27 protein-coding genes and 1 CRISPR repeat array are annotated in these 24,395 nt (G+C 40.5%); of the genes, 15 read left to right on the forward strand and 12 right to left on the reverse strand.

Features of this window, described 5'->3' with window-relative positions; translation table 11 throughout:
* From ABWK04_08545 to ABWK04_08555, 3 genes are all read left to right on the forward strand, one after another.
* Positions 1 to 526 (forward strand): DNA/RNA nuclease SfsA (locus ABWK04_08545; GenBank protein MEZ0361921.1); only part of this gene is annotated, 526 nt, incomplete at its 5' end.
* A 15-nt stretch (positions 527 to 541) separates the two neighbouring features.
* Entirely contained in the window at positions 542 to 1,129 is a 588-nt protein-coding gene (locus ABWK04_08550) for a nicotinamidase (protein MEZ0361922.1), read from the forward strand.
* A 130-nt stretch (positions 1,130 to 1,259) separates the two neighbouring features.
* On the forward strand, positions 1,260 to 1,691 hold the full coding sequence (locus ABWK04_08555) for an Hsp20/alpha crystallin family protein (GenBank protein ID MEZ0361923.1): 432 nt from the start codon (positions 1,260 to 1,262) through the stop codon (positions 1,689 to 1,691).
* Here the strand turns inward: ABWK04_08555 and murA are convergent.
* Genes murA through hemA form a run of 4 tightly spaced genes read right to left on the reverse strand, consistent with a single transcriptional unit; the run spans position 1,684 to position 4,588 of the window.
* Positions 1,684 to 2,976 (reverse strand): UDP-N-acetylglucosamine 1-carboxyvinyltransferase, encoded by a 1,293-nt coding sequence (gene murA / locus ABWK04_08560; protein MEZ0361924.1) that lies wholly within the window; start codon positions 2,974 to 2,976, stop codon positions 1,684 to 1,686. The genes ABWK04_08555 and murA overlap by 8 nt on opposite strands.
* Positions 2,948 to 3,121 (reverse strand): hypothetical protein, encoded by a 174-nt coding sequence (locus ABWK04_08565; GenBank protein ID MEZ0361925.1) that lies wholly within the window; start codon positions 3,119 to 3,121, stop codon positions 2,948 to 2,950. Before ABWK04_08565 ends, murA begins: the two co-directional genes overlap by 29 nt.
* Positions 3,118 to 3,417: an Lrp/AsnC ligand binding domain-containing protein gene (locus tag ABWK04_08570; GenBank protein MEZ0361926.1), complete on the reverse strand. Its 300-nt coding sequence runs from the start codon at positions 3,415 to 3,417 to the stop codon at positions 3,118 to 3,120. The genes ABWK04_08565 and ABWK04_08570 overlap by 4 nt, the downstream gene beginning before the upstream one ends.
* Positions 3,362 to 4,588: a glutamyl-tRNA reductase gene (gene hemA / locus ABWK04_08575; protein ID MEZ0361927.1), complete on the reverse strand. Its 1,227-nt coding sequence runs from the start codon at positions 4,586 to 4,588 to the stop codon at positions 3,362 to 3,364. The genes ABWK04_08570 and hemA overlap by 56 nt, the downstream gene beginning before the upstream one ends.
* 23 nt (positions 4,589 to 4,611) lie before the next feature.
* Between hemA and ABWK04_08580 the strand changes: the two genes are divergently transcribed.
* Both ABWK04_08580 and ABWK04_08585 read left to right on the forward strand, forming a co-directional pair.
* The gene (locus ABWK04_08580; protein ID MEZ0361928.1) at positions 4,612 to 5,715 is read left to right on the forward strand and encodes a KamA family radical SAM protein; all 1,104 of its coding nucleotides are present in this window, start codon (positions 4,612 to 4,614) and stop codon (positions 5,713 to 5,715) included.
* Positions 5,696 to 6,493: a YhjD/YihY/BrkB family envelope integrity protein gene (locus ABWK04_08585; GenBank protein MEZ0361929.1), complete on the forward strand. Its 798-nt coding sequence runs from the start codon at positions 5,696 to 5,698 to the stop codon at positions 6,491 to 6,493. Before ABWK04_08580 ends, ABWK04_08585 begins: the two co-directional genes overlap by 20 nt.
* On the opposite strand, the gene ABWK04_08590 is transcribed toward ABWK04_08585, so the two are convergent.
* Positions 6,458 to 6,889, reverse strand: coding sequence for a phosphatidylglycerophosphatase A (locus ABWK04_08590; protein MEZ0361930.1), 432 nt, complete (start codon positions 6,887 to 6,889; stop codon positions 6,458 to 6,460). The two genes, ABWK04_08585 and ABWK04_08590, sit on opposite strands and share 36 nt — an antisense overlap.
* 47 nt (positions 6,890 to 6,936) lie before the next feature.
* On the opposite strand from ABWK04_08590, the gene ABWK04_08595 reads away from it, so the two are divergent.
* The gene (locus tag ABWK04_08595; protein MEZ0361931.1) at positions 6,937 to 7,230 is read left to right on the forward strand and encodes a hypothetical protein; all 294 of its coding nucleotides are present in this window, start codon (positions 6,937 to 6,939) and stop codon (positions 7,228 to 7,230) included.
* Here the strand turns inward: ABWK04_08595 and nadB are convergent.
* Entirely contained in the window at positions 7,216 to 8,712 is a 1,497-nt protein-coding gene (gene nadB, locus ABWK04_08600; protein MEZ0361932.1) for an L-aspartate oxidase, read from the reverse strand. The genes ABWK04_08595 and nadB overlap by 15 nt on opposite strands.
* Before the next feature lie 16 nt (positions 8,713 to 8,728).
* Positions 8,729 to 9,706, reverse strand: a complete 978-nt coding sequence (locus ABWK04_08605; GenBank protein MEZ0361933.1) for a YvcK family protein — start codon at positions 9,704 to 9,706, stop codon at positions 8,729 to 8,731.
* A gap of 47 nt (positions 9,707 to 9,753) precedes the next feature.
* Here ABWK04_08605 and ABWK04_08610 point away from each other — a divergent pair, with 47 nt between their 5' ends.
* From ABWK04_08610 to ABWK04_08620, 3 genes are read left to right on the forward strand one after another with little or no spacing between them, the layout of a single operon-like run.
* On the forward strand, positions 9,754 to 10,239 hold the full coding sequence (locus tag ABWK04_08610) for a YceD family protein (protein ID MEZ0361934.1): 486 nt from the start codon (positions 9,754 to 9,756) through the stop codon (positions 10,237 to 10,239).
* A 19-nt stretch (positions 10,240 to 10,258) separates the two neighbouring features.
* Positions 10,259 to 11,725 (forward strand): IMP dehydrogenase, encoded by a 1,467-nt coding sequence (guaB, locus tag ABWK04_08615; protein MEZ0361935.1) that lies wholly within the window; start codon positions 10,259 to 10,261, stop codon positions 11,723 to 11,725.
* Complete coding sequence (locus tag ABWK04_08620) at positions 11,725 to 12,912, forward strand: type II secretion system F family protein (protein ID MEZ0361936.1); 1,188 nt, start codon at positions 11,725 to 11,727, stop codon at positions 12,910 to 12,912. The genes guaB and ABWK04_08620 overlap by 1 nt, the downstream gene beginning before the upstream one ends.
* 2 nt (positions 12,913 to 12,914) lie before the next feature.
* Here the strand turns inward: ABWK04_08620 and ABWK04_08625 are convergent, their stop codons facing one another.
* Genes ABWK04_08625 through ABWK04_08635 form a run of 3 tightly spaced genes read right to left on the reverse strand, consistent with a single transcriptional unit; the run spans position 12,915 to position 15,273 of the window.
* Positions 12,915 to 13,007, reverse strand: coding sequence for an LPXTG cell wall anchor domain-containing protein (locus tag ABWK04_08625; protein MEZ0361937.1), 93 nt, complete (start codon positions 13,005 to 13,007; stop codon positions 12,915 to 12,917).
* Complete coding sequence (gene feoB / locus ABWK04_08630) at positions 13,004 to 15,064, reverse strand: ferrous iron transport protein B (protein ID MEZ0361938.1); 2,061 nt, start codon at positions 15,062 to 15,064, stop codon at positions 13,004 to 13,006. The genes ABWK04_08625 and feoB overlap by 4 nt, the downstream gene beginning before the upstream one ends.
* The gene (locus ABWK04_08635; protein ID MEZ0361939.1) at positions 15,061 to 15,273 is read right to left on the reverse strand and encodes a FeoA family protein; all 213 of its coding nucleotides are present in this window, start codon (positions 15,271 to 15,273) and stop codon (positions 15,061 to 15,063) included. The genes feoB and ABWK04_08635 overlap by 4 nt, the downstream gene beginning before the upstream one ends.
* 107 nt (positions 15,274 to 15,380) lie before the next feature.
* Here ABWK04_08635 and mutL point away from each other — a divergent pair, with 107 nt between their 5' ends.
* From mutL to ABWK04_08660, 5 genes are all read left to right on the forward strand, one after another.
* A complete protein-coding gene (gene mutL / locus ABWK04_08640) occupies positions 15,381 to 16,655 on the forward strand; it encodes a DNA mismatch repair endonuclease MutL (protein ID MEZ0361940.1) in 1,275 nt (424 codons plus the stop codon).
* A gap of 157 nt (positions 16,656 to 16,812) precedes the next feature.
* Positions 16,813 to 17,832, forward strand: coding sequence for an aldo/keto reductase (locus ABWK04_08645; protein MEZ0361941.1), 1,020 nt, complete (start codon positions 16,813 to 16,815; stop codon positions 17,830 to 17,832).
* Positions 17,833 to 17,945: 113 nt separating this feature from the next.
* Positions 17,946 to 19,142: a chromosomal replication initiator protein DnaA gene (locus ABWK04_08650; GenBank protein MEZ0361942.1), complete on the forward strand. Its 1,197-nt coding sequence runs from the start codon at positions 17,946 to 17,948 to the stop codon at positions 19,140 to 19,142.
* Positions 19,143 to 19,170: 28 nt separating this feature from the next.
* On the forward strand, positions 19,171 to 20,139 hold the full coding sequence (locus tag ABWK04_08655) for a cellulose biosynthesis cyclic di-GMP-binding regulatory protein BcsB (GenBank protein ID MEZ0361943.1): 969 nt from the start codon (positions 19,171 to 19,173) through the stop codon (positions 20,137 to 20,139).
* A 4-nt stretch (positions 20,140 to 20,143) separates the two neighbouring features.
* Positions 20,144 to 20,776 (forward strand): TIGR01906 family membrane protein, encoded by a 633-nt coding sequence (locus ABWK04_08660; protein ID MEZ0361944.1) that lies wholly within the window; start codon positions 20,144 to 20,146, stop codon positions 20,774 to 20,776.
* Here the strand turns inward: ABWK04_08660 and ABWK04_08665 are convergent.
* Positions 20,744 to 21,418, reverse strand: a complete 675-nt coding sequence (locus ABWK04_08665) for an SDR family oxidoreductase (GenBank protein MEZ0361945.1) — start codon at positions 21,416 to 21,418, stop codon at positions 20,744 to 20,746. The genes ABWK04_08660 and ABWK04_08665 overlap by 33 nt on opposite strands.
* Positions 21,415 to 22,119: a CRISPR-associated endoribonuclease Cas6 gene (gene cas6, locus ABWK04_08670; protein MEZ0361946.1), complete on the reverse strand. Its 705-nt coding sequence runs from the start codon at positions 22,117 to 22,119 to the stop codon at positions 21,415 to 21,417. Before cas6 ends, ABWK04_08665 begins: the two co-directional genes overlap by 4 nt.
* Positions 22,120 to 22,143: 24 nt before the next feature.
* Between cas6 and ABWK04_08675 the strand changes: the two genes are divergently transcribed.
* On the forward strand, positions 22,144 to 23,124 hold the full coding sequence (locus ABWK04_08675; GenBank protein ID MEZ0361947.1) for an NAD(P)H-dependent glycerol-3-phosphate dehydrogenase: 981 nt from the start codon (positions 22,144 to 22,146) through the stop codon (positions 23,122 to 23,124).
* 243 nt (positions 23,125 to 23,367) lie between these two features.
* Positions 23,368 to 24,389: a CRISPR direct-repeat array (repeat unit 29 nt; unit sequence ATTTAAATTCCACACGGTACATTAACAAC).
* Positions 24,390 to 24,395: the final 6 nt, after the last annotated feature.

A 24,395-nucleotide genomic window follows, 5' to 3' on the forward strand; every position in this document is an offset into this window, starting at 1 on the left:
GAGTGAGCTTTTAAAGGAGGGAAGTTCTGTATACGTAAAGCATAAGAGTAGAGGTAAATACAACTATGAGCTTGTTTTGGCAGAATATGGTGAAGGGATTTTAGTATGTCTTGATGCACAAATAGCGCCCAAGCTTTATGCAGAGGCTATTTATACCGGTAGCATACTTTACGAACCAAGGATAGGAAACAGCAGATTTGACATTCTTGTAGGAAGAGAGCTAATAGAAGTAAAATCCGTGAACTTAGTAAGGGAAGGTGTAGCGCTCTTCCCTGATGCTCCTACACAAAGAGGAGTTAAACACATAGAGCTTTTAATGAGGCTTTATCCAGAATACGTACCTAAGTTGATTTTTGTTGTCCAAAGGGAGGACGCTCGGGTTTTTTCTCCCAATAAAGATACTGACCCTACTTTTGCGGAAAAATTGAGACTTTTTGTAAGCAAAGGTCACAAGGTGAAAGCTTATACATGTACGGTTAGCCTTGAGGAAATTAAATTAAAAGAAGAAATAGAGGTTATGATCTGAAAGGAGGTAAAAGCTATGAAGGTGAAGCTAACAGAGAGAGACGCTTTGATAGTAGTAGATATGCAAAATGACTTTATGCCGTGGGGAGCTTTGCCTGTACCGGACGCTGACAAGATAGTACCTAAGCTCAATGCCTACATAGATACCTTCTCTTCAATGGGTCTTCCAGTTTATTTTACAAGAGACTGGCATCCGGTTGATCACATATCTTTTAAAGACAACGGCGGTATATGGCCACCTCACTGCGTACAGGACACAGAAGGAGCTAAGTTCCACAAGGACCTGATCATACCTAAGGATAACAAGTTTATAATTTCCAAAGGAACGAGTAAGGATTTTGACGCTTATTCTGGATTTCAAGGTACCTTGCTGGAAAGTCTTTTAAGGGAGAGGAACGTAAAAAGAGTTTTTGTAGGGGGTGTGGCAACAGATTACTGCGTAAAGAATACGGTGATAGGAGCAATCAATTTAGGCTATCAGACTTTTCTTCTCATTGACGCTATCAAAGGTGTAGATGTAAACGCAGGCGACACGGACAGAGCTATTGGTCAAATGATGAAGGCAGGCACTGTCGTGCTTTCCTTTGAAGACTTGACAGCATAAGACAGTTCAATATATTAAAAAATATACGCTGTCCCAATACCGCCCGCTGGGGAAGGGACAGCATAAAAAGGCGGTATATAAATACCCCAGCCCGAACGCCGGCCGGTGTTTGGAAAGCGAGGTGAGGGTCATGAGAAGAGGTTTAATGCTGTGGAGTCCCTTTGCCGAGCTTGAAAGAATAAGAAGGGAGTTTGACAGACTCCTTGAGGAGCTGTGGCCTGGAGAGGAAGTGGAAAGAGCTTTTGCACCGGCTGTTGAAATGTATGAAACGGATAATGAGATTGTTGTCAAAGCTGAACTGCCCGGTGTAAAAAAGGAGAATATTGAGGTCAGTATAAAAGATAACGTGTTACAGATTAAAGGAGAAAAAAAAGAAGAACGCGAAGAGAAAACTGAAGCCCTTCACAGAGTTGAGAGAGTTTACGGAAAGTTTGAGAGAGTGTTAACCCTACCTGCTGAGGTAAAGGCGGAACAAGTAAAAGCTGAGTTCAAAGATGGTGTTTTGGAAATAAGGCTTCCAAAGGCTGAGGTTTCAAAGGAAAGAAAGATAGAAATTAAGTAATATCAAAAGTGGGGCGCCTTTGTATCAGCGCCCCTAAGCCTTTTAACTTCTCATCAAGCTTTTCGTATCCCCTGTCTAAGTGATATATCTCTCTTACGATGGTTCTACCTTCGGCAACTAAACCTGCAAGTACAAGGCTTGCCGAAGCTCTCAGATCCGTTGAGAAAACCTCTGCACCGGTAAGCTTCTTAACTCCTCTTATAAAGGCTGTTCTACCCTTTACGTGTATGTCAGCACCCATCCTCTGAAGCTCAGCCACATGCTGAAATCTATTTTCAAAAATATTCTCCGTTATCTCTGAAGAACCTCGGGCTATACAGCACATAGACATAAACTGAGCCTGCATATCGGTAGGAAAGCCAGGATACTCCGATGTAGAAATGGAAATGGGTCTTATGCCATCCCCTTCTGATCTAACTCTCAATTTATCTGGTGCAAGGATCTCAACGCAAGCTCCAGCTTCCCTGATCTTCTCTATTACGCTACCTAAATGTTCAACGCGCACATTTTCAAGTTCTATATCTCCCCCTGTCATGAAACCTGCTACTAAAAAAGTACCTGCCTCTATCCTATCAGGTATCACTTTATGATCAAAACCCTTGAGTTCAGCATTACCTTTAATTATGGCTGTTCTTCCTTCTATTTCTATGCTTACACCCATACTTTTCAAAACTTCTACGAGGTCTATAACCTCAGGCTCTACGGCTATGTTTCTGAGAATACTTCTCTTTTCACACCTGCTAAGAAACATAAGTGCATTTTCTGTTCCCGTAACTGTAACAACCTCAAAGGTGTACTCGACAGGCTTTATCCTCTCCACCTCAAGGTGTATATAACCGTGTTCCACTCTAACAAAAGTTCCACCTTTCTCAAAGACTTTAATGTGCTGGTCTATAGCTCTTACACCTATGGAGCATCCACCAGGCATGGCAACCACAGCTCTACCAAACCTTGCCAAAAGTGGACCCATTGCGAGTACTGAAGCCCTCATCCTTCTCACTATGTTATCAGGTGCAACGAAACTATTCACTTTTGAAGGATCTATCCTAACACACCCTCCGTCATAACTTACATCAACACCTAACACTTGCAAGAGTTCAATGGTACTTTCTACATCAAGAAGATGAGGAACTTCGTGTATTTCACACACCTGATCCGTTAACAAGCTACTCATCATCACAGGCAGGGATGCATTTTTAGAACCTGATATGCGCACACTACCTTTTAATCTTTGCCCACCCTCTATAAAAAGGCATTCAGAAGTATATAATGTGGTGTTTCTCATCTTTCTTTATTACAATCTTGACTATGTTTCCCCTCTTTGAATAGTAGAGGATAACACCATCATCTTCTTCGTTGTAATATGGCTCTTCACTTGAATATAAAACCACTATGCGGTCTTCGTACTCCAAAACCTCTGGATACTTCATATCTTAACCACAACACAGGTTAGAGCTTCTCTAACCCCTTCCAAAGAGTGTATCTTATTTATTACGAGCTTGCCAAGTTCATCCTGATTACGAAGTTCTGCAAAGACTATTATGTCGTACGGACCTGTAACCACATCCGCTGTCTTTACACCTTCAAAAGTGGAAAGTGCGAGCATTATTGAGGGTATCTCTCTTGGGTCAGCTTTTATAAGTATGTAAGCCTTTATGGAATACTCGGATTCAAGTTCCATCAGCTCTGTTATAGACATAGGGTAGCCCTCTGAACGCGTCTCCATTATCTACCTCCTGGACGAATATTTTAAACAATTTTTCCGCTAAGGGGGGTTGCTTTCTTATCTCTTCTATAACTGAGTGGATGAGCTTCCTTACCGCAGGTTCTCTGGCTTCCACAGCACTCCATTTTTCTTTTATTTTTATGATGTAGTTTTCTACTTGGAGTAGTTCAAGCCATTTTGTGAACTTTTCTACTTCATCCCATACTATGATCTCACCTTTCTCTTTTTCTTTTAACCGCTCAGACAGATTCTTCTCTGCTATGCTTCTTAGGTCATCGATGTTGTATAGGAAGACCTCGTCAAGGTCATTGATGGAAGGATCTGCATTTCTCGGTACGGATATATCTATAATGAACATGGGCTTGTAGTTCCTTACCTTTATAGCTCTTTTAACTGTATCTTTTTTCAAAACCGCTTCCTTTGAACTTGTAGATAGGATCACTATATCAAACTCGTGAAGGTACTCATCAAGGCTCTCAAACCTTAAGGCATGCCCTTCAAGTTTCTGAGCCAGGTCCACAGCCCTTTCATAAGTTCTGTTTGTTATAAAGAGACTTGCTTGTAGCTTTTTTAAATACCTTGCGGAAAGTTCACCCATTTCACCAGTACCTACAAGAAGCACTTTTGCCTTTCTTAGATCACCAAATATCTTCTTTGCCAGCTCAACAGCTACGTAACTAACTGACACAGCATTTCTACTTATACCTGTCTGTGTCCTCACCCGCTTTGCTGTCCTGAGAGATTTTTCGTAAAGTCTATTGAGTATCTTCCCTACGGTACCTGCCTCCTTAGCGGTCCGAAACGCCTCTTTAAACTGTGATGTTATCTGCGTTTCACCTATGACCATGGAATCAAGGCTTGATGCAACCTTAAATATATGAAATACAGCTTCCCTTCCCTGCAGAAAGAAGGCGTACCTTTTTACATTCTGATTTACGCCCTTTAATTCAAGTAAGTTTTCAGCCATATCTTTGATTACCCAAGAATCTTCCGCAACAACATAAATTTCTACTCTGTTACAGGTTGAAAGTATAACAAGCTCTTCTACACCCCTGAGCGTTTTCAATGCGGTAAGAAGATAGGGTATTTCATCTTTACTACATGCGAGCCTTTCTCTGTATTCAATGGGTGCGGTTTTAAAGTTAAGCCCCCACACAAATATGCGATCCATCACATAATAATATAATGCTTTCCATGAGGAGATTTTTTGAAAATGTACCAATAAAACTGTGGAGAGACTATAGCTGGCAGATAAAAAACCGGATAAAGACTAAGGAAGAGATAGAAAGATATATAAAGCTTCTTCCGGAAGAAGTAGAGGGTATAGAAAGGACAAAGGGTATATATCCATTAGCCATAACCCCACATTACTTTTCACTAATAGATCCTGAAGATCCAAACGATCCGGTAAGGCTTCAATGCATACCGCGTGCTGTAGAGGTAGATGAAAAGCTTCAAAGCCTGGGGGAGCCTGATCCTTTTAGGGAGGAAGGCTCATTACCCGGACTGACTCACAGGTACGAAGATCGCGTTCTTTTGAATGTTACCACTTTTTGTGCTGTTTACTGCAGACACTGTATGAGAAAGAGGATATTCGTACAAGGTGAACGCTCAAGGACAAAAGAGGAGCTAAAAGCTATGATAGACTACATAAGAAAGCACGAGGAAATAAGGGACGTGCTTATCTCAGGTGGTGAGCCACTATCTTTGAGTTACGAAAAGCTCAACTATATACTTTCCGAGCTCAGGAAGATAAAGCATGTGGAAATTGTACGTTTTGGAACGAGGCTTTTAGTCCTTGCTCCTCAGCGATTCTTTGACAACACGCTACTTGATATTTTGGAGAAATACTCACCTATATGGATAAATACACACTTTAATCACCCTAAGGAAATAACACCAGAGTCCCAGGAGGCTGTTGAAAAGTTACTCAGAAGAGGTATACCCGTAAACAATCAAACGGTTCTTTTAAAAGGTGTGAACGACGATCCGCATACAATGCTTGAACTTTTCAGAAAGCTTCTCAGGATAAAGGTAAAACCCCAGTACCTTTTTCACTGCGATCCTGTAAAAGGTGCTATCCATTTCAGAACAAGTATAGACAAAGGGATTGAGATCATGGAGTACCTCAGAGGGAGGATATCCGGGATGGGTATACCCACCTATGCTGTTGATCTACCGGGAGGTAAAGGTAAAGTCCCCCTGATCCCCAACTACGTACTTGAGAGAGACGGTGATAGATTCATCTTCAGAAGTCCTTTTGGAGAAAGGGTGGAGTATGAAATCAAGGATATTTGACGGTGTAAAGTGTATTTTTTATGCACTTTACGCATCTATAAACGAAGGCTACGCTTATCATGCATCTTCATTAACTTACAGCTTTACTATGATATTGGGATCCCTCCTGATGTTTTCAAGTTTTTTCGCTTCTTTTTTACCTTTCTTTGATTTTAATAAGCTCATAAGTTACGCGGTTTTACTCTTTCCTGAACAGACCGAAAAGGTTATCCTTGAGATACTGAAAGTTTACCAACACAGAGCTTCGGGTTCAGCTGTATCCTTACTACTTGCCTACTTTTTTTCTGTAGGTTTTTCCAAAAGTCTCCACAGAGCTTTTCTTTACATACTATCAGAGGCATACTCAGAAAAAGAATGGGTCTTTTGGATAAAGACACCTGCACTCATAATCATTTATACGCTAACCCTCTCCCTCCTATTCCTCATAGGTTCCTTTTTTAAAACCCACGTTGGCAGTTACACAACCCACTTTTTTTATATCATAAATTTCTTTTCCCTCTGGATTCTTGCTCTTTTCATATACGCTTTATTCCTGCCCAAGAAATACGCTTTTAGGGATATATGTGCTGGTGCAACCTTTACATCACTCAGCTTGATCTTACTCAATAAAATCTTTTCCCTCTTTGTCGTCAAGTTCGTCACGTTAAACCCTCTTTATGGTTTTATGGGTTCCGTGCTTCTGTTTTTTATATGGATAAATTTATCTTTCACCGCACTTCTTGCTGGATCTAAGTATATTCAGTTAATGGAAGAGAAAAAACAGAAAGACAGCATTTAATAGACCTGCGATCGTATCATCAGCCATCACACCGTGACCTTTTGGTAATCTCTCAAAAAGATTAATAGGATAAGGCTTAAGGATGTCAAGTAGGCGAAAGGTTAAGAAACCTACAATCATGGATTTGAAGGTCGGTTCTACAAACACAAAAGACAAGAAGTATCCCAAAATCTCGTCAATTACTACATCTTCTGGATCTCTATCTTTTGTAACTTCTACTACATATCCCGATGCCCAAACCCCCAGCAAGTAAAGAACTACACCCAAGAATAAAACAAGCCACCATTTGATGGCAAAGAGATACACTAAGGGAATACCTAAGAGAGTACCTACACTACCGGGAGCGTACCTGAACCTACCTACGAAGAAGCCAGTAGCAATAATTTCCTGAAGCATAGTTTGTAAGTATAGCACATCCACTCTTTGGGGTTTATAATTTCTGTGTGAGATACTTGATAGTTTTTGCGCTGTTTGGTGTGCTGGCGTGTGCTAATATGGTAAAAAAACTTGATTCAAGAGCCGGGGACCTATACACGAGAGGTTACGAAGGTGAAAGGGACTTTAAAGTACTTGTGAAAGATACTAACTGCGTACAGCAATTGAAAAAGCTATACAAGGTTAAAGCCGAAAGCGGAAAAGTTTTAGTTCTGACGCTTACACATACGGAGCTTGAAAGTATCGTGCGTGATGAGTGCGTAATTTATGTATCACCTTCACAGAAATTAGAACTCAAGTAGTTCTTCAAGTCTTATAAAGCTGTCCCTTCTGAATTCTTCCCTCTCATAAGGGAAGTCTCTTCTGTAGTGTACCCCTCTGCTTTCCTTTCTTATCAATGCAGCTTTGAGTGTAGAAAGCGCCACCAAACTTATGTCAAGAAGTTCTCTATTATGTACTGTAGCTTCCCATTTGTTATAGTCAGTTATCCAGCTCTTTAGCCTCCTTATGGCCTCTGCAAGTTCACCTTCCTCCCTTTCAACTCCGCACATCTCCCACATGAGCTTTCTCAAATCCTCAAAGCTGTATGGAGGTTTAAGAGATCCGCTCCTTTCACTTTTAAAGTTTAAAAAGCTAAAAGATAGAAACTTCATGTCATAATACACCCTGTAGGCAGTTCTGTATCCAAACACAACACCTTCTAAAAGGGAATTGGAAGCGAGGCGATTAGCTCCGTGAACTCCGCTACAGGCACACTCACCTACAGCATAAACACCCTGAAGGTGTGTTCTACCATATAGATCAACCTCTATACCTCCTATAAAGTAGTGGGCAGCGGGGACTACAGGTACGAGATCCTTCTTTGGATTTATTCCCATACCTTTTAAAAATCCCATTATGGTGGGAAACCTCTCATACAGATTTTTACCACCTTTGGCTACTGGTCTCATATCTATGAAGACTTTTCTTCCTTCTTTGATTTTTCTGTATATGGCTCTTGCTACCACATCTCTGGGTTCAAGCTCGTTTATGAATCTCTCACCACTGTCATCTACGAGTAAGGCACCCTCTCCCCTTACAGCTTCAGATATGAGTAAGTTTGTACCTTCAACCACCGTAGGGTGGAACTGGACAAACTCTGGATTTTTTACATTCATACCGCATCTTAAGGCTATACCTATGGCATCCCCCCTCACTTTTACCGGGTTTGACGTATGGAGAAACATACTTGAAGCTCCTCCAGTAGCAAGCACAAGCACCTTTACCCTTAAAAATCTCAAATCCCCATCGTAATATAAAATGCCGTGCAATTTCTCGTTAGCTATCACCTCCTCAAGCTCACCTGAAATTATGGGGATATCAAGTTCCTGAGCCTTTTTAAGTAATGCCTCGTATATGGCTTTTCCAGTGTAATCCTTCACTTTCAGTACCCTTGGAAAGGAATGTCCACCTTCTAAGGTTGTCTCGTAAAACTCTCCGTATTTGTCAAACTCCACACCCCATCTTTCCAAATCCGATATCCTCTGAATGCCTTCATCAACAAGTATGCTAAGAGCTTTTTCATTACACAGACCTCTTCCTGCCCTTTGCGTATCCATAAAGTGCGAAAAACTGCTATCTTTTGGATGAATCGCAGAGGCTATACCTCCCTGAGAGTAGTAAGTGTTTCCCCTACCTCTTGTAAGGATCACCGGTTTTATCCCAAGTTCCTTTAAGGTTATAGCTGTTGTGAGCCCTCCTATACCGCTACCGCATACGAGTACCTCTACTTTTTCCTCGGGCATACTTGAAGTATTAAAATTAAGGAAGAATGGCATAGTTGTAATAAACTCTCATAAGAAGGTCCGCAAGCCTGTCCGGATCGTGTCTTACAAAGTCTTCCTTCTCACCTATGAGATCCTCAGCATAAACGTTAAATCCTTCCTTTGCTATCCTCGCAACATCCGGTATTACAGGTTCCTGTCCCTCATCTAAATACCTCTTGAGAAGAGAGTTTGATGGCATCTTTGTGTTCACTACCACCGCATCCACCCTTTTTATACCTGAATGTTTCAGGAAGGTAGTAAGATGGTCATAAGCGGTAAATCCGTCAGTTTCACCGGGTTGTGTCATAGCGTTAACTATAAAAACCTTTAGGGCGCTTGATCTCTCTACAGCCTCCTTTATATCCCTTATGAGGAGGTTTGGGATCACACTAGTGTAAAGGCTTCCCGGACCGAAAGTTATCATATCAGCAGATTCTATCCTCCCTATGGCATCGATAGGTGTGAGCGTATCCTCAGGTTCTATCCATATCCTTTCAATTCTCACTTTTCTTTCTCTGCCGTAGTTTGTTATTTCCTCTTCACCTACTACCACCACACCATCTGAAAACTCGGCACATAACTGAACATCGTCAACGGTCGCCGGGATGATGTCTCCCTTAGTTCTCAAGATCTGAGATGCTATCTTTATAGACATCATAAAGCTTCCTGTGATGTCTGTGAGCGCTATTAGGAAGAGATTTCCAAATGCGTGTCCTTCCAGTTCTTCACCTTTAAATCTGTACTGAAATAGCTGTTGCATGATCTGTTCACTTTCTGAGAGTGCCACTATGCAGTTTCTTATATCTCCTGGAGCAGGTAAATTGTACACTTTCCTAAGTCTCCCCGTACTTCCACCGCTGTCCGCAACGGTAACTATAGCGGATAAACTCTTTACCCTTTCTCCTACCTCTTTTTTAAGACCTCTGAGTAAACTTGAAAGTCCCGTACCTCCTCCTATAGCCACTATGTTCATAGGAAACCTCCTTGAATTTTCCGTATGTAGAAGTATTTTAAACCATTATGGTTACACTTAATCTAAAGGAAATATTTAAAAGAAGGGCGAGATTTACAGGCTTTTACAGATTATCACCAAAGGAGTTGAGCTTGCCTGCGGACATGGGAGAGTTAAAAGATCCGGTAAATGTTTACGTAGAAATAACAAAAGAAAAGGGAGGTTACCACGTTCACATGGAGATAGAAGGTAACATCACACTTGAGTGTAGTAGATGTCTCTCTCCGTTTGTTAGGGAAATGAGTCTTTCGGAAGATGTGAGGATAGAACCTTACCCTATGAGGGACATAGTTCACATAAAACCTAAGGATCTTGATGTGTCTTTCTTTGAAGATGAAGAGAGCTTTAATCTTGTAAATCTCGTAAGGGAACAGATTATACTTAGCGTACCCACCAAACCACTCTGCGATCCCCAGTGTAAAGGAATTCCTTTGAAGGAAGAAAGTAAGGGAGATACGAGATTTGCAATACTTAAAAAGCTTATAAAGGGATAATAGATAGTATAATTAATATATGGAGGCTGAGCAGTTTTCTGAAGGTTACACTTTTGATGATGTACTTTTGGTTCCCCAATACTCCGAGGTGCTTCCTCATGAGGTTGATGTATCTACTCATCTTACAAAGAGGATAAAATTAAACATCCCTATAGTTTCCGCTGCTATGGATACTGTCACCGAGTCAAGGCTCGCTATAGCTCTCGCTAGAGAAGGTGGTATAGGTATAATCCACAGAAATATGCCGATAGAAAAGCAAGCTGAGGAAGTACAGAAGGTAAAAAAATCCGAAAGTGGGATGATACTCCAACCTATAACTGTCCACCCTAACAACACTGTCAGAGAAGCTATGCAAATTATGGAAAGGTATAAGATCTCCGGTGTACCTGTGGTTGACGGTAGCGGTATGCTTGTTGGTATTCTTACCAACAGGGATCTTCGCTTTTTAAAATCTACGGATTATGACAAACCTGTCTCCCTCTTTATGACGAAGGAAGGATTAATAACAGCTCAGGAAAGGGTGACCCTTGAGGAAGCAGAAGAGATACTCCAAAGGCACAAAGTGGAAAAACTCCCTATAGTGGACAAAGAAGGGAGATTGCGCGGGCTTATAACTATAAAAGACATAGTAAAGAGGAAAAAGTATCCTAACGCCTGTAAGGATGAGATAGGAAGGCTTAGGGTAGGTGCAGCTGTTGGCACAGGACCTGACACTACAAGGCGTGTTGAAGCCCTGGTTTATGCTCACGTTGATGTGATCGTAGTGGATACAGCCCATGGGCACTCAAAGAGAGTTTTGGAAACAGTTGAAATGATAAAGTCCAACTATCCTCATGTGGATGTAATAGCTGGAAATGTGGCAACCGCAGAAGGGGTAAGGGATCTTATAAAAGCCGGTGCTGACGCCGTAAAAGTTGGCGTAGGTCCAGGTTCTATATGTACCACGAGGGTAGTTGCGGGGGTTGGTGTTCCACAGATAACAGCCATAATGTGGGCTTATCAGGAAGCTAAAGATCATGGTATCCCCATAATAGCGGATGGAGGCATAAGGTATTCGGGTGATATAGTCAAAGCTCTTGCTGCAGGTGCGAGTGCGGTCATGCTTGGGAATCTCCTCGCAGGAACTGAGGAAGCTCCCGGTGAGACCATATATTATCAAGGCAGAGCCTACAAGGTATACAGGGGGATGGGATCACTGGGTGCTATGATGAGCAGGTTCTCAAGCGATAGGTATGGGCAGGAAAGCATGGAGAAGTTTGTTCCAGAAGGTATAGAAGGTAGGGTACCTTATAAAGGTAGACTCAGTGATATCATGTTCCAACTCGTAGGAGGAATTCGCTCGGGTATGGGTTACGTTGGTGCCAATAACATAAAAGAGCTTAGGGAGAAAGCTAAGTTTGTGAAGATAACTTACGCAGGATATAGAGAATCACACGTTCATGACGTTGTGATAACCAAGGAAGCACCTAACTACTGGGTTGATTAATGGCTTTGCTATACACGGGTATTGACAAAGATGGCAAATTAAGAAGAGGCAAAATTGATGCTTCGGATATAAATTCTGCGTACAGGCTTTTGATTTCCCAAGGTATAAAACCCATCAAGATTGAGGAAGAGAAGAAGAACATACTGAGCAGAGAGATAATAAAGAGAAAGCCCTCTCAGGAAGACCTGTCTTTTGCACTTTTACAGCTTTCACTCCTTTTATCGTCCGGATTGAATCTCACAAAAGCACTTGAAGTACTCCGTGAACAGACACAAGACAAAAGACTTTCCGAAGCGATAGCTTCCATAAAGGAGTCCATAGAGAGAGGTGAACCGCTTCCTTTAGCTTTTAAAAATGCTGAGATATTCCCGGATTTTCTCGTGGAGATGATTAAGGTGGCGGAAAGGGGCGAAAATCTTGAGGAGATCTTCAATATAGCTGGAAATTTCTTACAGAGAATATCCGATGTTAGGGCGAGAATAATCTCTTCTCTGACTTATCCCACCTTTGTGATAGTTATGAGTTTCCTCTCGGTCATAGTAGTAATAAAGTTTGTGGTGCCGAAAATTGCGAGTGTGCTTGCAAGTTTTGGCAAAGATCTACCTTTGGTAACAAAGATGCTTTTGTTTATTTCCAAGATCATAGGCTATCTATTTTATCTTTCGCCCTTTGCGATCGCCCTTCTCTTTTTTGGAATAAAAGCCTCAGGTAGGGAAAAGATAGATGCACTTTTTTTGAAAATACCTATCTTTGGAAAGGTGTCTTATTACTTTAACCTGTCTCGATTTGCAGGAAGCTTGCGTATGGCTCTCCTTTCAGGTATACCTTTGGTAAAGGCACTTTCTTTAAGCAGGGGAAGTTTGACTAACCTTTACATGAGAAAAAGTGTGGAAGGTATTGAGGAGGAGCTTTTTAAGGGCAAGAGCCTATCAGAAGTGTTAAAAAGTACAGGTATCTTCCCACCACTTTTTATCAACTTTGTAAGCACGGGTGAGAAGGGTAGTGAGCTTGAAAAGATGCTATCATTACTTGAAGAACTATATGATAAGCAAGCAATGAGAGTAATAAGCTTTTGGATAAGGTTTGCAGAACCCTTGTCCATGCTTGTCATTGGTCTTCTCGTTGCTTTTGTAGTTTTCAGTGTAATACTACCAATTACAGAGCTGTCAGCAGGCATAAAAAGATAGCGCTAATTTTGACAGCAACTTTTTTTATTTTTCCTCCACAAAAAAAAGAGGATGGAAGCCAAAAGAAAAAGCAAAATTATTCCCAACCAGCTCATATTAGACTCCCTATTTTATAAATCAAAAAGGCTGTAAGCCAAGCCAAAACAAAACTATAGGCAAGAAAGCTAAGCGCAAATTTTTTACCAGCTTCTCTCCACATAACCGCAACTGTTCCAAGACAGGAGGTATAAATGAGAATGAATATCATAAATGATAGGGCGCTTGCTCCGTTCAAACTCTTTGATATAGCACTTCTGAGTGGCGTATACTCTTCAGAGACCTCAAAGGTTTTCGGGAGAGGATCAATAAGCGAAGAAAAAGCTTCCTTTACAGCACTTCCTAAAGCAAAGAGCTGTTTCTTTGCTTCTTGATCAGGTAAAAACTCTTTACTGCTTTTGTCTTGTGCTGTATATATGGTTGCCATGGAGCTGAGAACTATCTCCCTTGCAAGGAAGGCAGGAATTAGTGATGTAGATATCCTCCAGTCATTTATACCTATAGGCTCAAACAGTGGAGTAATAAGCTGTCCTATCTTTCCGGCGAGACTATCTTCTGCTTTTGTCACTCCAGGAGGAATATTCATGCTAAGCCATATAACTACAGAAACCGCAAATATGAGCGTGCCTGCTCTGTACAAAAAGTCCCTAAGGTACACCCAAACTATCCTGAGTAACAGTCTCAAAGTTGGAAGACGGTAAGGAGGGAGTTCCATCACAAAGTGATAAAGACCTCCTGCAAAGACAGTCTTTCTGAGGAGTATAGCAGTAAAGAGTGCAACCGCCACACCCATTAAATAAAGTAGAAAGATCACTATAGCGGGGTTTTTGAAAAAGGTTACCGCAAAAAAAGAAAAAACAACAAGCCTCGCTGGACAACTCATAAAAGGTATCATGGCTATAACCAGAAGTTTATCCCTTCTGCTTTCCATAGTTCTCGTCGCCACTATGGCAGGTACATTACACCCAAAACCCAAAAGTAAGGGTATTACACTCTTACCGTGAAGCCCCAGCCTGTGCATGAACCTATCCATAAGAAAAGCTATCCTCGGGAGATATCCGGTAAATTCAAGAAAGGAGAGTATCAAATATATAGTGGCTATCAACGGAGTAAAAGTCAGGACGAAGCCCACACCTCCTATAAGAGCTTCTGAAACAAACTTCACTACCCAGTCTGAAATTCCAGATTCTTCAAGCCACATCTTTACCAGAGGAGAGAGAAAGTTATTTAAAAAACCGTCAAGCCAGTCCATGAACGGTTTTGAGAAATCAAAGGAGATCTTAAAGAGAAAGAACATAACAAGAAGAAAGGTAAATGTACCTATATAAGGATGGAGTAAGAATTTATCCAAAAGAGAAGTGAGGTCAGTTGAAGTGATATGCTTTCTTTTTACTACCTCGTTGTAAAGACCGTGAGCGAAGGCGAATCTGTTTTCTTTTAATACATCGTAAGCGGGCTTTCCGTAAAGCCTTTCAATCTTTTGCGTATATTCCCTGTTGGAGAGGAGTTTTTTTATAAGGTGATGCTTTGATTCTGATGTTCCATCTTTCAAACTGTCAATGAGGCTTTCAAGATCTTCCGAATACCGCACCTGCTTAGGTTTCATACTCTTTTCGTAAATCTCCACGATAGCTGATAAGATGTCTTTTACACCTGCACCTGTCCTTCCGTTGGTTTTTACTACCTTGACACCTAAAAGCTCCTCAAGTCTACCTGTATCTATCTCTATACCGAGCTTTTGAGCTTCATCCATCATATTCAAAGCTACCACCATCGGTATACCAAACTCAAGAAGTTCAACGGTTAAAAGAAGATCCCTCTCCATATTTGGAGTTTCTATAACATTTACGATAACATCCGGCTCATCATAAGTGAGAAATTTGTAAGCTATAAGCTCATCCTCCGAAATGGGTTCTAATGTGTATATACCCGGTAGATCAACCAGGATCAGCGTATAATCGTTATATGTAGCTTTGCCTTCTCTCTTCTCAACAGTAACACCTGGCCAGTTTCCTACCTTGAGGGTTGTACCTACCAGATGGTTAAGTAAGCTCGTCTTACCTACATTAGGGTTACCTGCAAGGGCAACCTTAAGCGTTTTTGATAAAATCTTCATTTTACAGATATGTTTCTGGCAATATCCTTACTTATTACAAGTCTTGAGTTGTTAAGTTTAAGTAATATAGTTCTACCAAGGCTTTGGAGTACCTCAACCCTCTTTCCACGTCTCAACCCCATAGCTTCTACTCTCCTCAACACATCCTGTTTTCCTACGAGATCCTGTATCATGACTTGAGTACCAGGTTTTACCTCTTCCAGGTTCATCTCTAACCTCCTAAAAAGTTATGGAATTAATATACAGTCTCAAAATTTTTTTGTCAAGATACACTTCACCTTTTATCTCTTAGCGTTATCTTAATATTTTATTAGATATGTTTGTTCATACACTCCCTTTGGAAGTTAGGGAAAAGATATCAGCCGGTGAGGTGATAGAAAGTCCCGTTGATTGTGTGAAGGAGCTTGTGGAAAATGCTCTTGATGCAAATAGCTCGAGGGTAGATGTGGAAATACTAAAAGGTGGTAAAAGATATATAAGTGTGAAAGATAACGGCACAGGTATACACAAAGAAGATATGGAAAGGGTCATACAAAGATGGTCAACCAGCAAAATAAAGGATGTTAGTGACCTTATGCACATAAAGTCTTTCGGTTTTAGGGGAGAGGCACTGCACTCCATAGCTACTGTGAGCAGGATGATTATAAAATCAAGATTCTTTCAGGATGACACGGGTGTAAGAATGGAGGTGGAAGGTGGTAAGGTATTGGATAAGCGTGAGATAGGTATGCAAACAGGTACGTGCGTGGAGGTTTATGACCTCTTTTACAACCTCCCGGTGAGACTCAAGTTTTTGAAAAAAGAGGATACCGAAAGAAACAGAATAATCAAGCTTTTGAAGGAGTATGCTCTTTCAAGATGGGATGTACATTTTACATTGCATTCAAACGGTAGGAAAATTTTTGATCTTTACCCTTCAGAAGACAGGAAGGAAAGAGTACAGATGCTTTTTAGACAAAAGTTCGAGGATAGAAAGATCACAAAAGAAAGTGTGACAGTGAGCGTATACACATCATTACAGAGTTTACGGGGAGAAATATACATCTTCGTTAATTCAAGACCCGTTCAAAACAGAAATCTCATAGAGTATATAAGGAAAGCTGTAGGCTATAAAAAGATATGCGTGTGTTATATAGATTTGCCTTCTTACATGGTAGACGTAAATGTCCACCCCAAAAAGAGGGAGGTGAGAATATACAAGGAAAATCTCATCAAGGAGATGATAAGGGAAATTTTTAAGAAGGAAGTTTGGTACCCCTTTGTACTTGCCCAGGATACAAAGACTTACAACCCGACCCCTGAAATAATTGGTATCATAGATAGCACGCTTATACTTGCACGGATCGGAGATTACATATACTTTTTTGATCAACACCTTTTGTCTGAAAGCATGACATACGAAAATACCCGTGATGCGTCAGCATCGTGCAGGGCTTCTCTCAAAGCTGGAGAACGCATATCAAAGGAAGAAGCTCTAAAGCTCGTGCAAGCATGGATGAACCTTGAAAACAGGGAAGTATGCCCTCACGGAAGACCGCTTTACTATAAGCTATATTTAGGTGATATATACAAAAGCCTTGATAGGAGGTAAACATAAAAGTTCCAAAGGGTAAGATAATATAGTGAGGTTGTGGCTGGCTCAAATGCCGCCTGCTGGGGTCTGAGCCAGCCTAAAAAAGGGCGGGATATAAATGCTCCAGCCCAGAACCACCATTAACTTTTTGGTGGTTTTGGTAAACAAGGTAAATATGAAAAAACATTTTCTTGATTTTGAGCTTTCGGAACTTGGTGTAGGTACTTATCTTGGTGAGCCAGATGATAAAACATCCAAAGAATACATAGAGGTCATAAAAGGAGCGCTGGCTAAAGGTGTGAATGTAGTAGACACCGCTATAGTTTACAGATACATGAAAAGCGAAAGAGACATAGGTAGCATTGTCAAAGAACTTGGAAAGGGATCCCTCGTTATATCTACAAAGGGAGGATACGTGCCTTACGATATAGATTCGGGTGCTGATCCGAAGGATTATTTTTATGAGAACTTCGTAAACACTGGCATCATAAAACTTGAGGAGATGACACCTCAAGGACATTACCTTTCGGCAAAATTTATTAATTGGTGTCTGGAAAAAAGCCTTGAAAATATGCGTACGGACCATGTGGATATATACTTTTTACACAATCCGGAAGAACAGCTAAGCTTTTTCAGTAGGGAAAGTTTTAACAGAAAGATAAGAGAGTGCTTTGAATACCTTGAATCTCAGGTTAAGGTAGGGAGAATAAGGTATTATGGGCTTGCCACCTGGAGCGGTTTTAGGGTAGCTCCAACAAGTAGGCAGTATCTCAATCTTTCGGAGCTTTTAAAGATAGCTGTGGATGTAGCTGGAGAGGATCACCACTTTAGATTTATACAGCTCCCTTATAATTTGGGTATGCCAGAAGCATTTACCTTAAAGAATCAAGAACTGAACGGTAAGAAACTTTCAAGCATAGAAGCTTGTAAGGAGCTTGGTTTATACGTTTATACAAGTGCGAGTATCTATCAAGGTAGAGTTATAGGTAGGGTACCGCAAGCCCTGAAGGAAAAACTGAAGGTAAGTTCTGACGTGCTTGCGTCTTTACAGTTTGTTCTCAGTACGCCTGGGGTAGGTACCGCCCTTGTTGGGATGAGCAAATTAAGACACCTTGAGGAAAACCTTGAAATAAGAAATTTTGAAAGACTCTCTCCGGAAGAGTTTTTTAGTCTATTTAAAGGATTTTCTCAATGAGGAGGTGACTTATAAAACCATTCGTAAAACCCTGTGATTACAAAACTTTTCTGTTGAGTCACCTTTAGAAGAGTGTCTTAATATAGGTAATTAAAAAAGGGAAAGAGGAGCATATGGAGAGGCAGGATTTTTTGGTCTTCATTGAGCAGACAGACAAATTTGCAGTTGGGATATTCCGTCAGTTCAGGATAGAGGAAAGAAGCGATAAAGTGATCCTGATCGCTCCCACAGAAGCCTATAAGAAGTGGGCTGTGGAGTACATAAAAAGTAGGGTATTCAATTACGGAAAGAGCATAGAGGTAAGAAGTGCAGAAGAAAAGGAGAGGGAAAACTATCCAAGTAACCTTATAGAAAGGTATAACTTTGATAACTTTGTGGTAGGAAAAGCTAACGAGTTAGTTTATAAAGTTTGTACAGAAGTGGGTCGCTATCCGGGGACCTCCTTCAATCCCCTTTTCATTTATGGGAACGTGGGGCTCGGTAAAACACACCTTTTACATGCTATAGGTAACATGGCAAAGGCTCACGGCTATAAGGTTATATACTCCCCTATAAGCGACTTTTCCGATGAGATGATAGCGTACTTAAAAAATGGGCAGATAGAAGCTTTCAGGGGAAAGTATTCAAGCGTTGATATACTGCTTCTTGACGATGTGCAGTTTTTAAGCGGAAAAGAGAGAACTCAAATAGAACTCTTCAGAATCTTTGAGAATATGTATTCAAAAGACAAGCAGATAGTTTTGGTAAGTGATAGACACCCCAAAGACTTAAAGGACATTTCTGATAGACTCATAAGCAGGTTTGAGGGTGGTCTCGTCATAGAGATAGGACTGGATGATGAAACGAAGCTTTCTATAATAAAGCAGAAGTTGATCCTTTACGGCATGCCTCTTGACGATAAAGTAATAAGATACATCTTTGAGAACACGGGCTACAACGTTAGGGAGATAGAAGGTGCCATAAGAACATTAAAGGTGGTGGGAATAAAAGAAAACCAAAAGGAAGAAAAGGGCAAAGATATACGTTTTGTGGTAGAGTTTACCGCAAAGCACTTTAAACTAAGACCGGAAGATATAAAAAAGGAGAGCAAAGAAAGGAGGATAATAAATGCAAGACAGATAGCCATGTATCTGTGTAAAGTAGTTTTGGGTGTATCTTACGTAGAAATAAGCAGGTACTTTGGCAAGAGAGACCACACTTCAGCCATATACTCGGTAAAAAAAGTGGAAGAGAAAATTAAAGAAGATAGGAAGTTCAGATACATGTTGACATTTCTTGAAAGACAGCTAAGAAAGGAAATGGAAACTTAAGCTATAATAAACTCAGGAGGCAGTGATCATGAGAGCTACATCCTTGCTCTTTGTAGTGAATCTGGCTTTAGCTCAGCCTATTATAAAACCGGACTTTGCCGATAGATTATTTCCTTACATAACGTACTCAAATGTTTGGTCAGGGACTCCCGCAACTCTCAAAAATGTTGCAGTTCCAAATGTCTTGATAGTTTATGGTGCGGAAGAAGATCCACGCGTTATAGCTCAAGCGGGAAAGATAGCATACTACCTGGGTCAGTGGACGGATGATATAGGCTTTGGCGTTGATGAGGTAAAGATGTCAAAAATGCCTCCGCTTTTTGTGAGTGACAAACAGCTAAAAAATGTTGATTATAAAAATATCATAGTAGTAGGTATAAACAATGATATAGTCAAGAGGCTTGGCATTTCCACCGCAGAGCCAACTATTCAAGTAGTTCAGCAAGATGGCAAAAATATAATGCTTATCGTAGGAAAAGACAATGAAGATGTGATAAAGGCGATAAAGTATCTTTCCGATGTGAGATTGAACTTTAAAGTTGGTGCTTACAGAACCTTCTTTTCTTTTGTAGCTCTCAGGGGTTATATAGAAAAAGGGGAGTTTGATGCAGCTTTAAGAGTTTTGAAAAGCCCTGCAGGTGTATCAGCTTGCGGGAAAAATATGTCCTTAGCTGTTCCCATGGTTGCAAGCTGGAGTGAGGATATAAAAAACGTAGTAAAAACGAGAAATGCTATACTATACTCGGAACTACCCAAAGCTCTTGAGAATGGTCAAAAGGAAAAAGCTTTAGAGCTTTGGCAAAAGGCTATGTTCACATGCTATCAGTGTCATCAGGGTATAGGTATACCCCAGATGAGAAAGTTCAAACCTCTTGAAGAGATTCACTCCAGACATCAGACAATAGCTGAAAGTTTTGGTCTTGTAAAGGTCGTTGGAGAGCAAAAGTCGTGCATAGCTTGTCACAAAGGGGATACCCAAATAAGAGGATACAAATAAGTTGGTGAGAAAAACGCTTATCTTAGTACTCTTTCCTGTAGTGATCGTACTGCTTTCTGTTAGACTTGCCTTTACAGAATTTTTCGTTGAGTGGGAGTACTCAAAAGATGACTTTCCTAAAGATAGGTGGGGGCTTAGCAATGAACTGAGACTCCAAATAGCAAAGCTCGGGCTTAGAGCAGTCCTTTCAGATAGCGGTATGAAGGAATTTAAAGCTTCAGGGCTTTTTGGGAATAGAGAGATAAAACACATGCAGGATGTAAAGAAGCTTCTCTCGTTTCTTTTTTCCCTTCTTTATGCCCTTACTCCAGTGATGTTAATATTACTACTTTCACTCCGCAGTGTGAGGCGTATCGGTTGGATGCTCTTACTTTCCAGTTTAATTGTGTATGGAATAGGTATCTTTTTTATTTTATTATCTTTCGTAGATTACGATTGGCTTTTTACAACATTTCACAATTACGTATTTGGACCCTATTCCTGGCGCTTTAGAGATACAGACATGCTTCTTCGTGTATATCCTATGAGGTTTTGGTTTGATGCGACAATCTTTACCCTTGTATTAACCTTCGTAATTACTGGTATTCTTCAGATAGTAGGTTTTTTACTCCTGATAATCAACAGATCCAGAAGGTAGATGTGAATTTATAAGCCTAATTATGAAATCTGCCACTTTTTCTGGAGGTTTAAGACTCATTGGATCTTCTTGAGGGTATGCGCTTGATCTCATCTGTGTTCTTGTAGCACCAGGATTAAAAGCGTAAACCCTTATACCTCTGTCTTTCAGCTCATGTGCCAATAAAAGGGAAAAACCTTCTATACCAAACTTAGAGACTGCGTAAGCACCCCAGTAAGGAGCAGGTCTTTTGCCTACCCCCGAGGAAAAGTTTATTATTACTCCTCTCTCTTTCATAAAAGTTAATGCGTACTTGGTTACATAAAATGTACCGTTTATGTTAGTCCTTATAACTTCCTCCCAAATGTCCTCTGGATAATTCTGTATACTTTCTCTCACTCCCAAAATACCTGCATTGTTGATAAGCACATCAAAACCGCCCAGCTTCTCAGCGCAAAAATATACAAACTCCTTTGCGGACGATCTTTCGGAAACATCACACCTTTTTAGAAAAAGCTTTCCAGTATGTCCAAATTCTTCCCAAAGAGTTTTCAGACCCTCCTCGCTTCTTGAACATGTACAGACCTTATGACCATCTTTTATAAATCTTATCACCGTGGCTCTTCCTATACCTTTGCTTCCTCCCGTGATCACTACATTCATTTCAAGGCACTCAAGAAACCAAAACCTTGACCTGTTCTCATTCCAAGCCCATACTTATAGACAAACTCTATCATATCCCGACTATTCGTATCAAGTTCAAATTCTCCCATAAAGCCTTTTAGATATCCTCCATAATGCTTTATAAATTCCACCTTATACCATACAGGGTTTAGGGAAAACTTGGAACATCTGGGATAGGTACCGGTTAAAGCTTGATATCTCCTCACTGTATTTTCTATTAACGATTCTCCAAAGGTATCATCTCCCGGCACGACATACCTTTCCTCAGGATTTTTTCTGTTTTTGTAACCTATTCTCTCCACAATTACGGGAGAAAGAGTTTTAAACTTACCGGTTAATTCCGTCTGCCTTTCCAGATCCAGTTTCTCCACTTTAAATTTTCCCGTACCTATGGAGTGGTTATAGTTTTCTTTTTTCAATTTTAAAATACCGTTGTAAAAGAGGCTTGCAACAATAGGATTACCGGTAGAGAATCTGAAGTTTATAAAACTTACACCCTTTATGAACTCTTCTTCTATTTTCACCTTTCCAAAGTAAACGGCAAAGGTATAAGGTCTCGTCTCTTTTCTTTCAAATTCCTGATTACCAAATATATACTTGAGAAGTGAGATAAATCTTCTTCTGTAATCTATGGGTATGTCAGCTTCGGTTTCCGATCTCAGCCTTACTACAAATCGCATAAAATAATACTATAATACTGTTTGATGAAAATCTCACTACTCGGTGGTGGAAGGTGGGGCGTGGCATTATCTTGCCATCTTGGAAGATTGGGACATGAAATTCTCGTTTACGATAGAAATGAGAGTGTAGTAAAGCTTATCAATGAGGGAATACACCCATACATAGAAGGTATAAGTCTGAAAAATGTCAGGGCTACGCATTATTTGGAAGATATTGAGAAATACTCAAACTATGTGCTTATAGCTCTTCCTGTTCAAGCTATCAGAGAGATTATAGGGCGCTTAGACTTATCCAAAAAGAAGGTAATATCCGCATCAAAGGGGCTGGAGATAGGAACATACAAAAGGGTGTCGCAAATAATAAAAGAAATACATAACTCGGCACAGGTATTCTGTCTTTCTGGTCCTTCCTTTGCCTCGGAAGTCTCAAAGGGGTTGCCTACAGCACTCGTTCTCGCCGGTGAGGATCATGAGCAGATTAGGAAGATAAGGGACATTTTCTTTTCAGAAAACTTCAGGATCTATCTATCCACAGATATAGTTGGTGTTGAACTTGGAGGAGCTTTGAAGAACGTTATTGCTATTGCCTGTGGTATATCCGATGGATTAGGATACGGTGAAAACGCAAGAGCTTCCTTAATGACAAGAGGGCTTACCGAGATGGTAAGGATAGGTGTAAAGGTAGGAGCAAAGAGAGAGACCTTTTACGGACTTTCCGGTATGGGAGACCTCTTTTTAACAGCAAGCTCAACCCAATCAAGAAACAGAACTTTTGGTTTTATGATCGGTAAAGGCACACCACCTCAAAAGGCTTTTGAGGAGATAGGGCAAGTAGTTGAAGGAGCGTATACAGTAAAAGCTGTAAAGAAATTATCTGATCATTTAGACGTATACGCACCTATTTCCGAGGCTGTTTACAAGATAGTAGTAGAAGGTGAAGATCTCAAAAGTGTAGTTAAATCTTTACTTCTAAGACCACCCAAAGATGAATTTGAAACAATATAACTTTATTGCACTTCATTCCACACGATACATTAGCAACAAGTTGTAAGGCATAACCTTACAGCTCTCTCGGAAGCAGTTTAAATTCCACACGGTACATTAGCAACCTGCATGTATCCTTTGGTGATAGGTTTTTCAGAAGCATTATGGATTATAGGCACGGGGCAGAACGCTTGCTTTCCAGTGATGCTCTTCCCTTAGTGGCTTACCCCGTGCCTTCTTTTATTATAACACTTTAACCCTCACGTTTCAACTCCACACGGTACATTAACAACGAGGATCATATTCAAGGACAGGGAATATGTATTTTATATTTAAATTCCACACGGTACATTAACAACCCCTTACACAGGAGCCTGTTTATACAAAACAGCCACATTTAAATTCCACACGGTACATTAACAACTGTAAATTCTGCCTTATCTGACAAAGCTCTGGAGGAGATTTAAATTCCACACGGTACATTAACAACACAGTATTATCTTCGGGCTTTACAACTTAGGGGAGATTAATTTAAATTCCACACGGTACATTAACAACACAGGTGGATAGTCAAGTCTTCCTGAGAGCTTTAGAGATTTAAATTCCACACGGTACATTAACAACTGTATGGCAATGTGGGATGCGGCTCTTTTGTTGAACACATTTAAATTCCACACGGTACATTAACAACGATGTTGCTGTTTCCACCTGGCGCCAGCTGACGCCAGATTTAAATTCCACACGGTACATTAACAACTAGGCTAAAGCATCAATCAAATCATCGTGTTTCCCCCTATTTAAATTCCACACGGTACATTAACAACTGTACGACGCACTGCAAAAAGCAATGCAATTCAGTATGATTTAAATTCCACACGGTACATTAACAACTAAAGCTTATACGTTCCCATGCTCTCCTCCTTTAAAAATTTAAATTCCACACGGTACATTAACAACCTGTTTCGTCCATGTATTTGAGCGCTTCACGTAGTGAATTTAAATTCCACACGGTACATTAACAACCTAAGATTAAGAATTTCAGTAGCCTCTTGCAAGGAGATTTAAATTCCACACGATACATTAACAACATAATCGGTGCGCTTGGGGCTGGACTGGGAGCTTCGCTATTTAAATTCCACACGGTACATTAACAACTTTCTCTTAGAAAAACTCTATCCTCATAAGAAAGTCATTTAAATTCCACACGGTACATTAACAACATTGCTTTACCACGGGAGTTTGCCAAATCCACGTACGATTTAAATTCCACACGGTACATTAACATCATTCGT

It is taken from the genome of Hydrogenobacter sp. (assembly GCA_041287335.1).
Taxonomy (GTDB): Bacteria; Aquificota; Aquificia; order Aquificales; family Aquificaceae; genus Hydrogenobacter.

Bases quoted from the DNA above. Each gene is read 5' to 3' on its own strand.
- ABWK04_08550 (MEZ0361922.1), top strand. From the start codon at position 542: ATGAAGGTGAAGCTAACAGAGAGAGACGCTTTGATAGTAGTAGATATG.
- ABWK04_08555 (MEZ0361923.1), top strand. From the start codon at position 1,260: ATGAGAAGAGGTTTAATGCTGTGGAGTCCCTTTGCCGAGCTTGAAAGA.
- murA (MEZ0361924.1), bottom strand. From the start codon at position 2,976: ATGAGAAACACCACATTATATACTTCTGAATGCCTTTTTATAGAGGGT.
- ABWK04_08565 (MEZ0361925.1), bottom strand. From the start codon at position 3,121: ATGAAGTATCCAGAGGTTTTGGAGTACGAAGACCGCATAGTGGTTTTA.
- ABWK04_08570 (MEZ0361926.1), bottom strand. From the start codon at position 3,417: ATGGAGACGCGTTCAGAGGGCTACCCTATGTCTATAACAGAGCTGATG.
- hemA (MEZ0361927.1), bottom strand. From the start codon at position 4,588: ATGGATCGCATATTTGTGTGGGGGCTTAACTTTAAAACCGCACCCATT.
- ABWK04_08580 (MEZ0361928.1), top strand. From the start codon at position 4,612: ATGAGGAGATTTTTTGAAAATGTACCAATAAAACTGTGGAGAGACTAT.
- ABWK04_08585 (MEZ0361929.1), top strand. From the start codon at position 5,696: ATGAAATCAAGGATATTTGACGGTGTAAAGTGTATTTTTTATGCACTT.
- ABWK04_08590 (MEZ0361930.1), bottom strand. From the start codon at position 6,889: ATGCTTCAGGAAATTATTGCTACTGGCTTCTTCGTAGGTAGGTTCAGG.
- nadB (MEZ0361932.1), bottom strand. From the start codon at position 8,712: ATGCCCGAGGAAAAAGTAGAGGTACTCGTATGCGGTAGCGGTATAGGA.
- ABWK04_08605 (MEZ0361933.1), bottom strand. From the start codon at position 9,706: ATGAACATAGTGGCTATAGGAGGAGGTACGGGACTTTCAAGTTTACTC.
- ABWK04_08610 (MEZ0361934.1), top strand. From the start codon at position 9,754: ATGGTTACACTTAATCTAAAGGAAATATTTAAAAGAAGGGCGAGATTT.
- guaB (MEZ0361935.1), top strand. From the start codon at position 10,259: ATGGAGGCTGAGCAGTTTTCTGAAGGTTACACTTTTGATGATGTACTT.
- ABWK04_08620 (MEZ0361936.1), top strand. From the start codon at position 11,725: ATGGCTTTGCTATACACGGGTATTGACAAAGATGGCAAATTAAGAAGA.
- ABWK04_08625 (MEZ0361937.1), bottom strand. From the start codon at position 13,007: ATGAGCTGGTTGGGAATAATTTTGCTTTTTCTTTTGGCTTCCATCCTC.
- feoB (MEZ0361938.1), bottom strand. From the start codon at position 15,064: ATGAAGATTTTATCAAAAACGCTTAAGGTTGCCCTTGCAGGTAACCCT.
- ABWK04_08635 (MEZ0361939.1), bottom strand. From the start codon at position 15,273: ATGAACCTGGAAGAGGTAAAACCTGGTACTCAAGTCATGATACAGGAT.
- mutL (MEZ0361940.1), top strand. From the start codon at position 15,381: ATGTTTGTTCATACACTCCCTTTGGAAGTTAGGGAAAAGATATCAGCC.
- ABWK04_08645 (MEZ0361941.1), top strand. From the start codon at position 16,813: ATGAAAAAACATTTTCTTGATTTTGAGCTTTCGGAACTTGGTGTAGGT.
- ABWK04_08650 (MEZ0361942.1), top strand. From the start codon at position 17,946: ATGGAGAGGCAGGATTTTTTGGTCTTCATTGAGCAGACAGACAAATTT.
- ABWK04_08655 (MEZ0361943.1), top strand. From the start codon at position 19,171: ATGAGAGCTACATCCTTGCTCTTTGTAGTGAATCTGGCTTTAGCTCAG.
- ABWK04_08665 (MEZ0361945.1), bottom strand. From the start codon at position 21,418: ATGAATGTAGTGATCACGGGAGGAAGCAAAGGTATAGGAAGAGCCACG.
- cas6 (MEZ0361946.1), bottom strand. From the start codon at position 22,119: ATGCGATTTGTAGTAAGGCTGAGATCGGAAACCGAAGCTGACATACCC.
- ABWK04_08675 (MEZ0361947.1), top strand. From the start codon at position 22,144: ATGAAAATCTCACTACTCGGTGGTGGAAGGTGGGGCGTGGCATTATCT.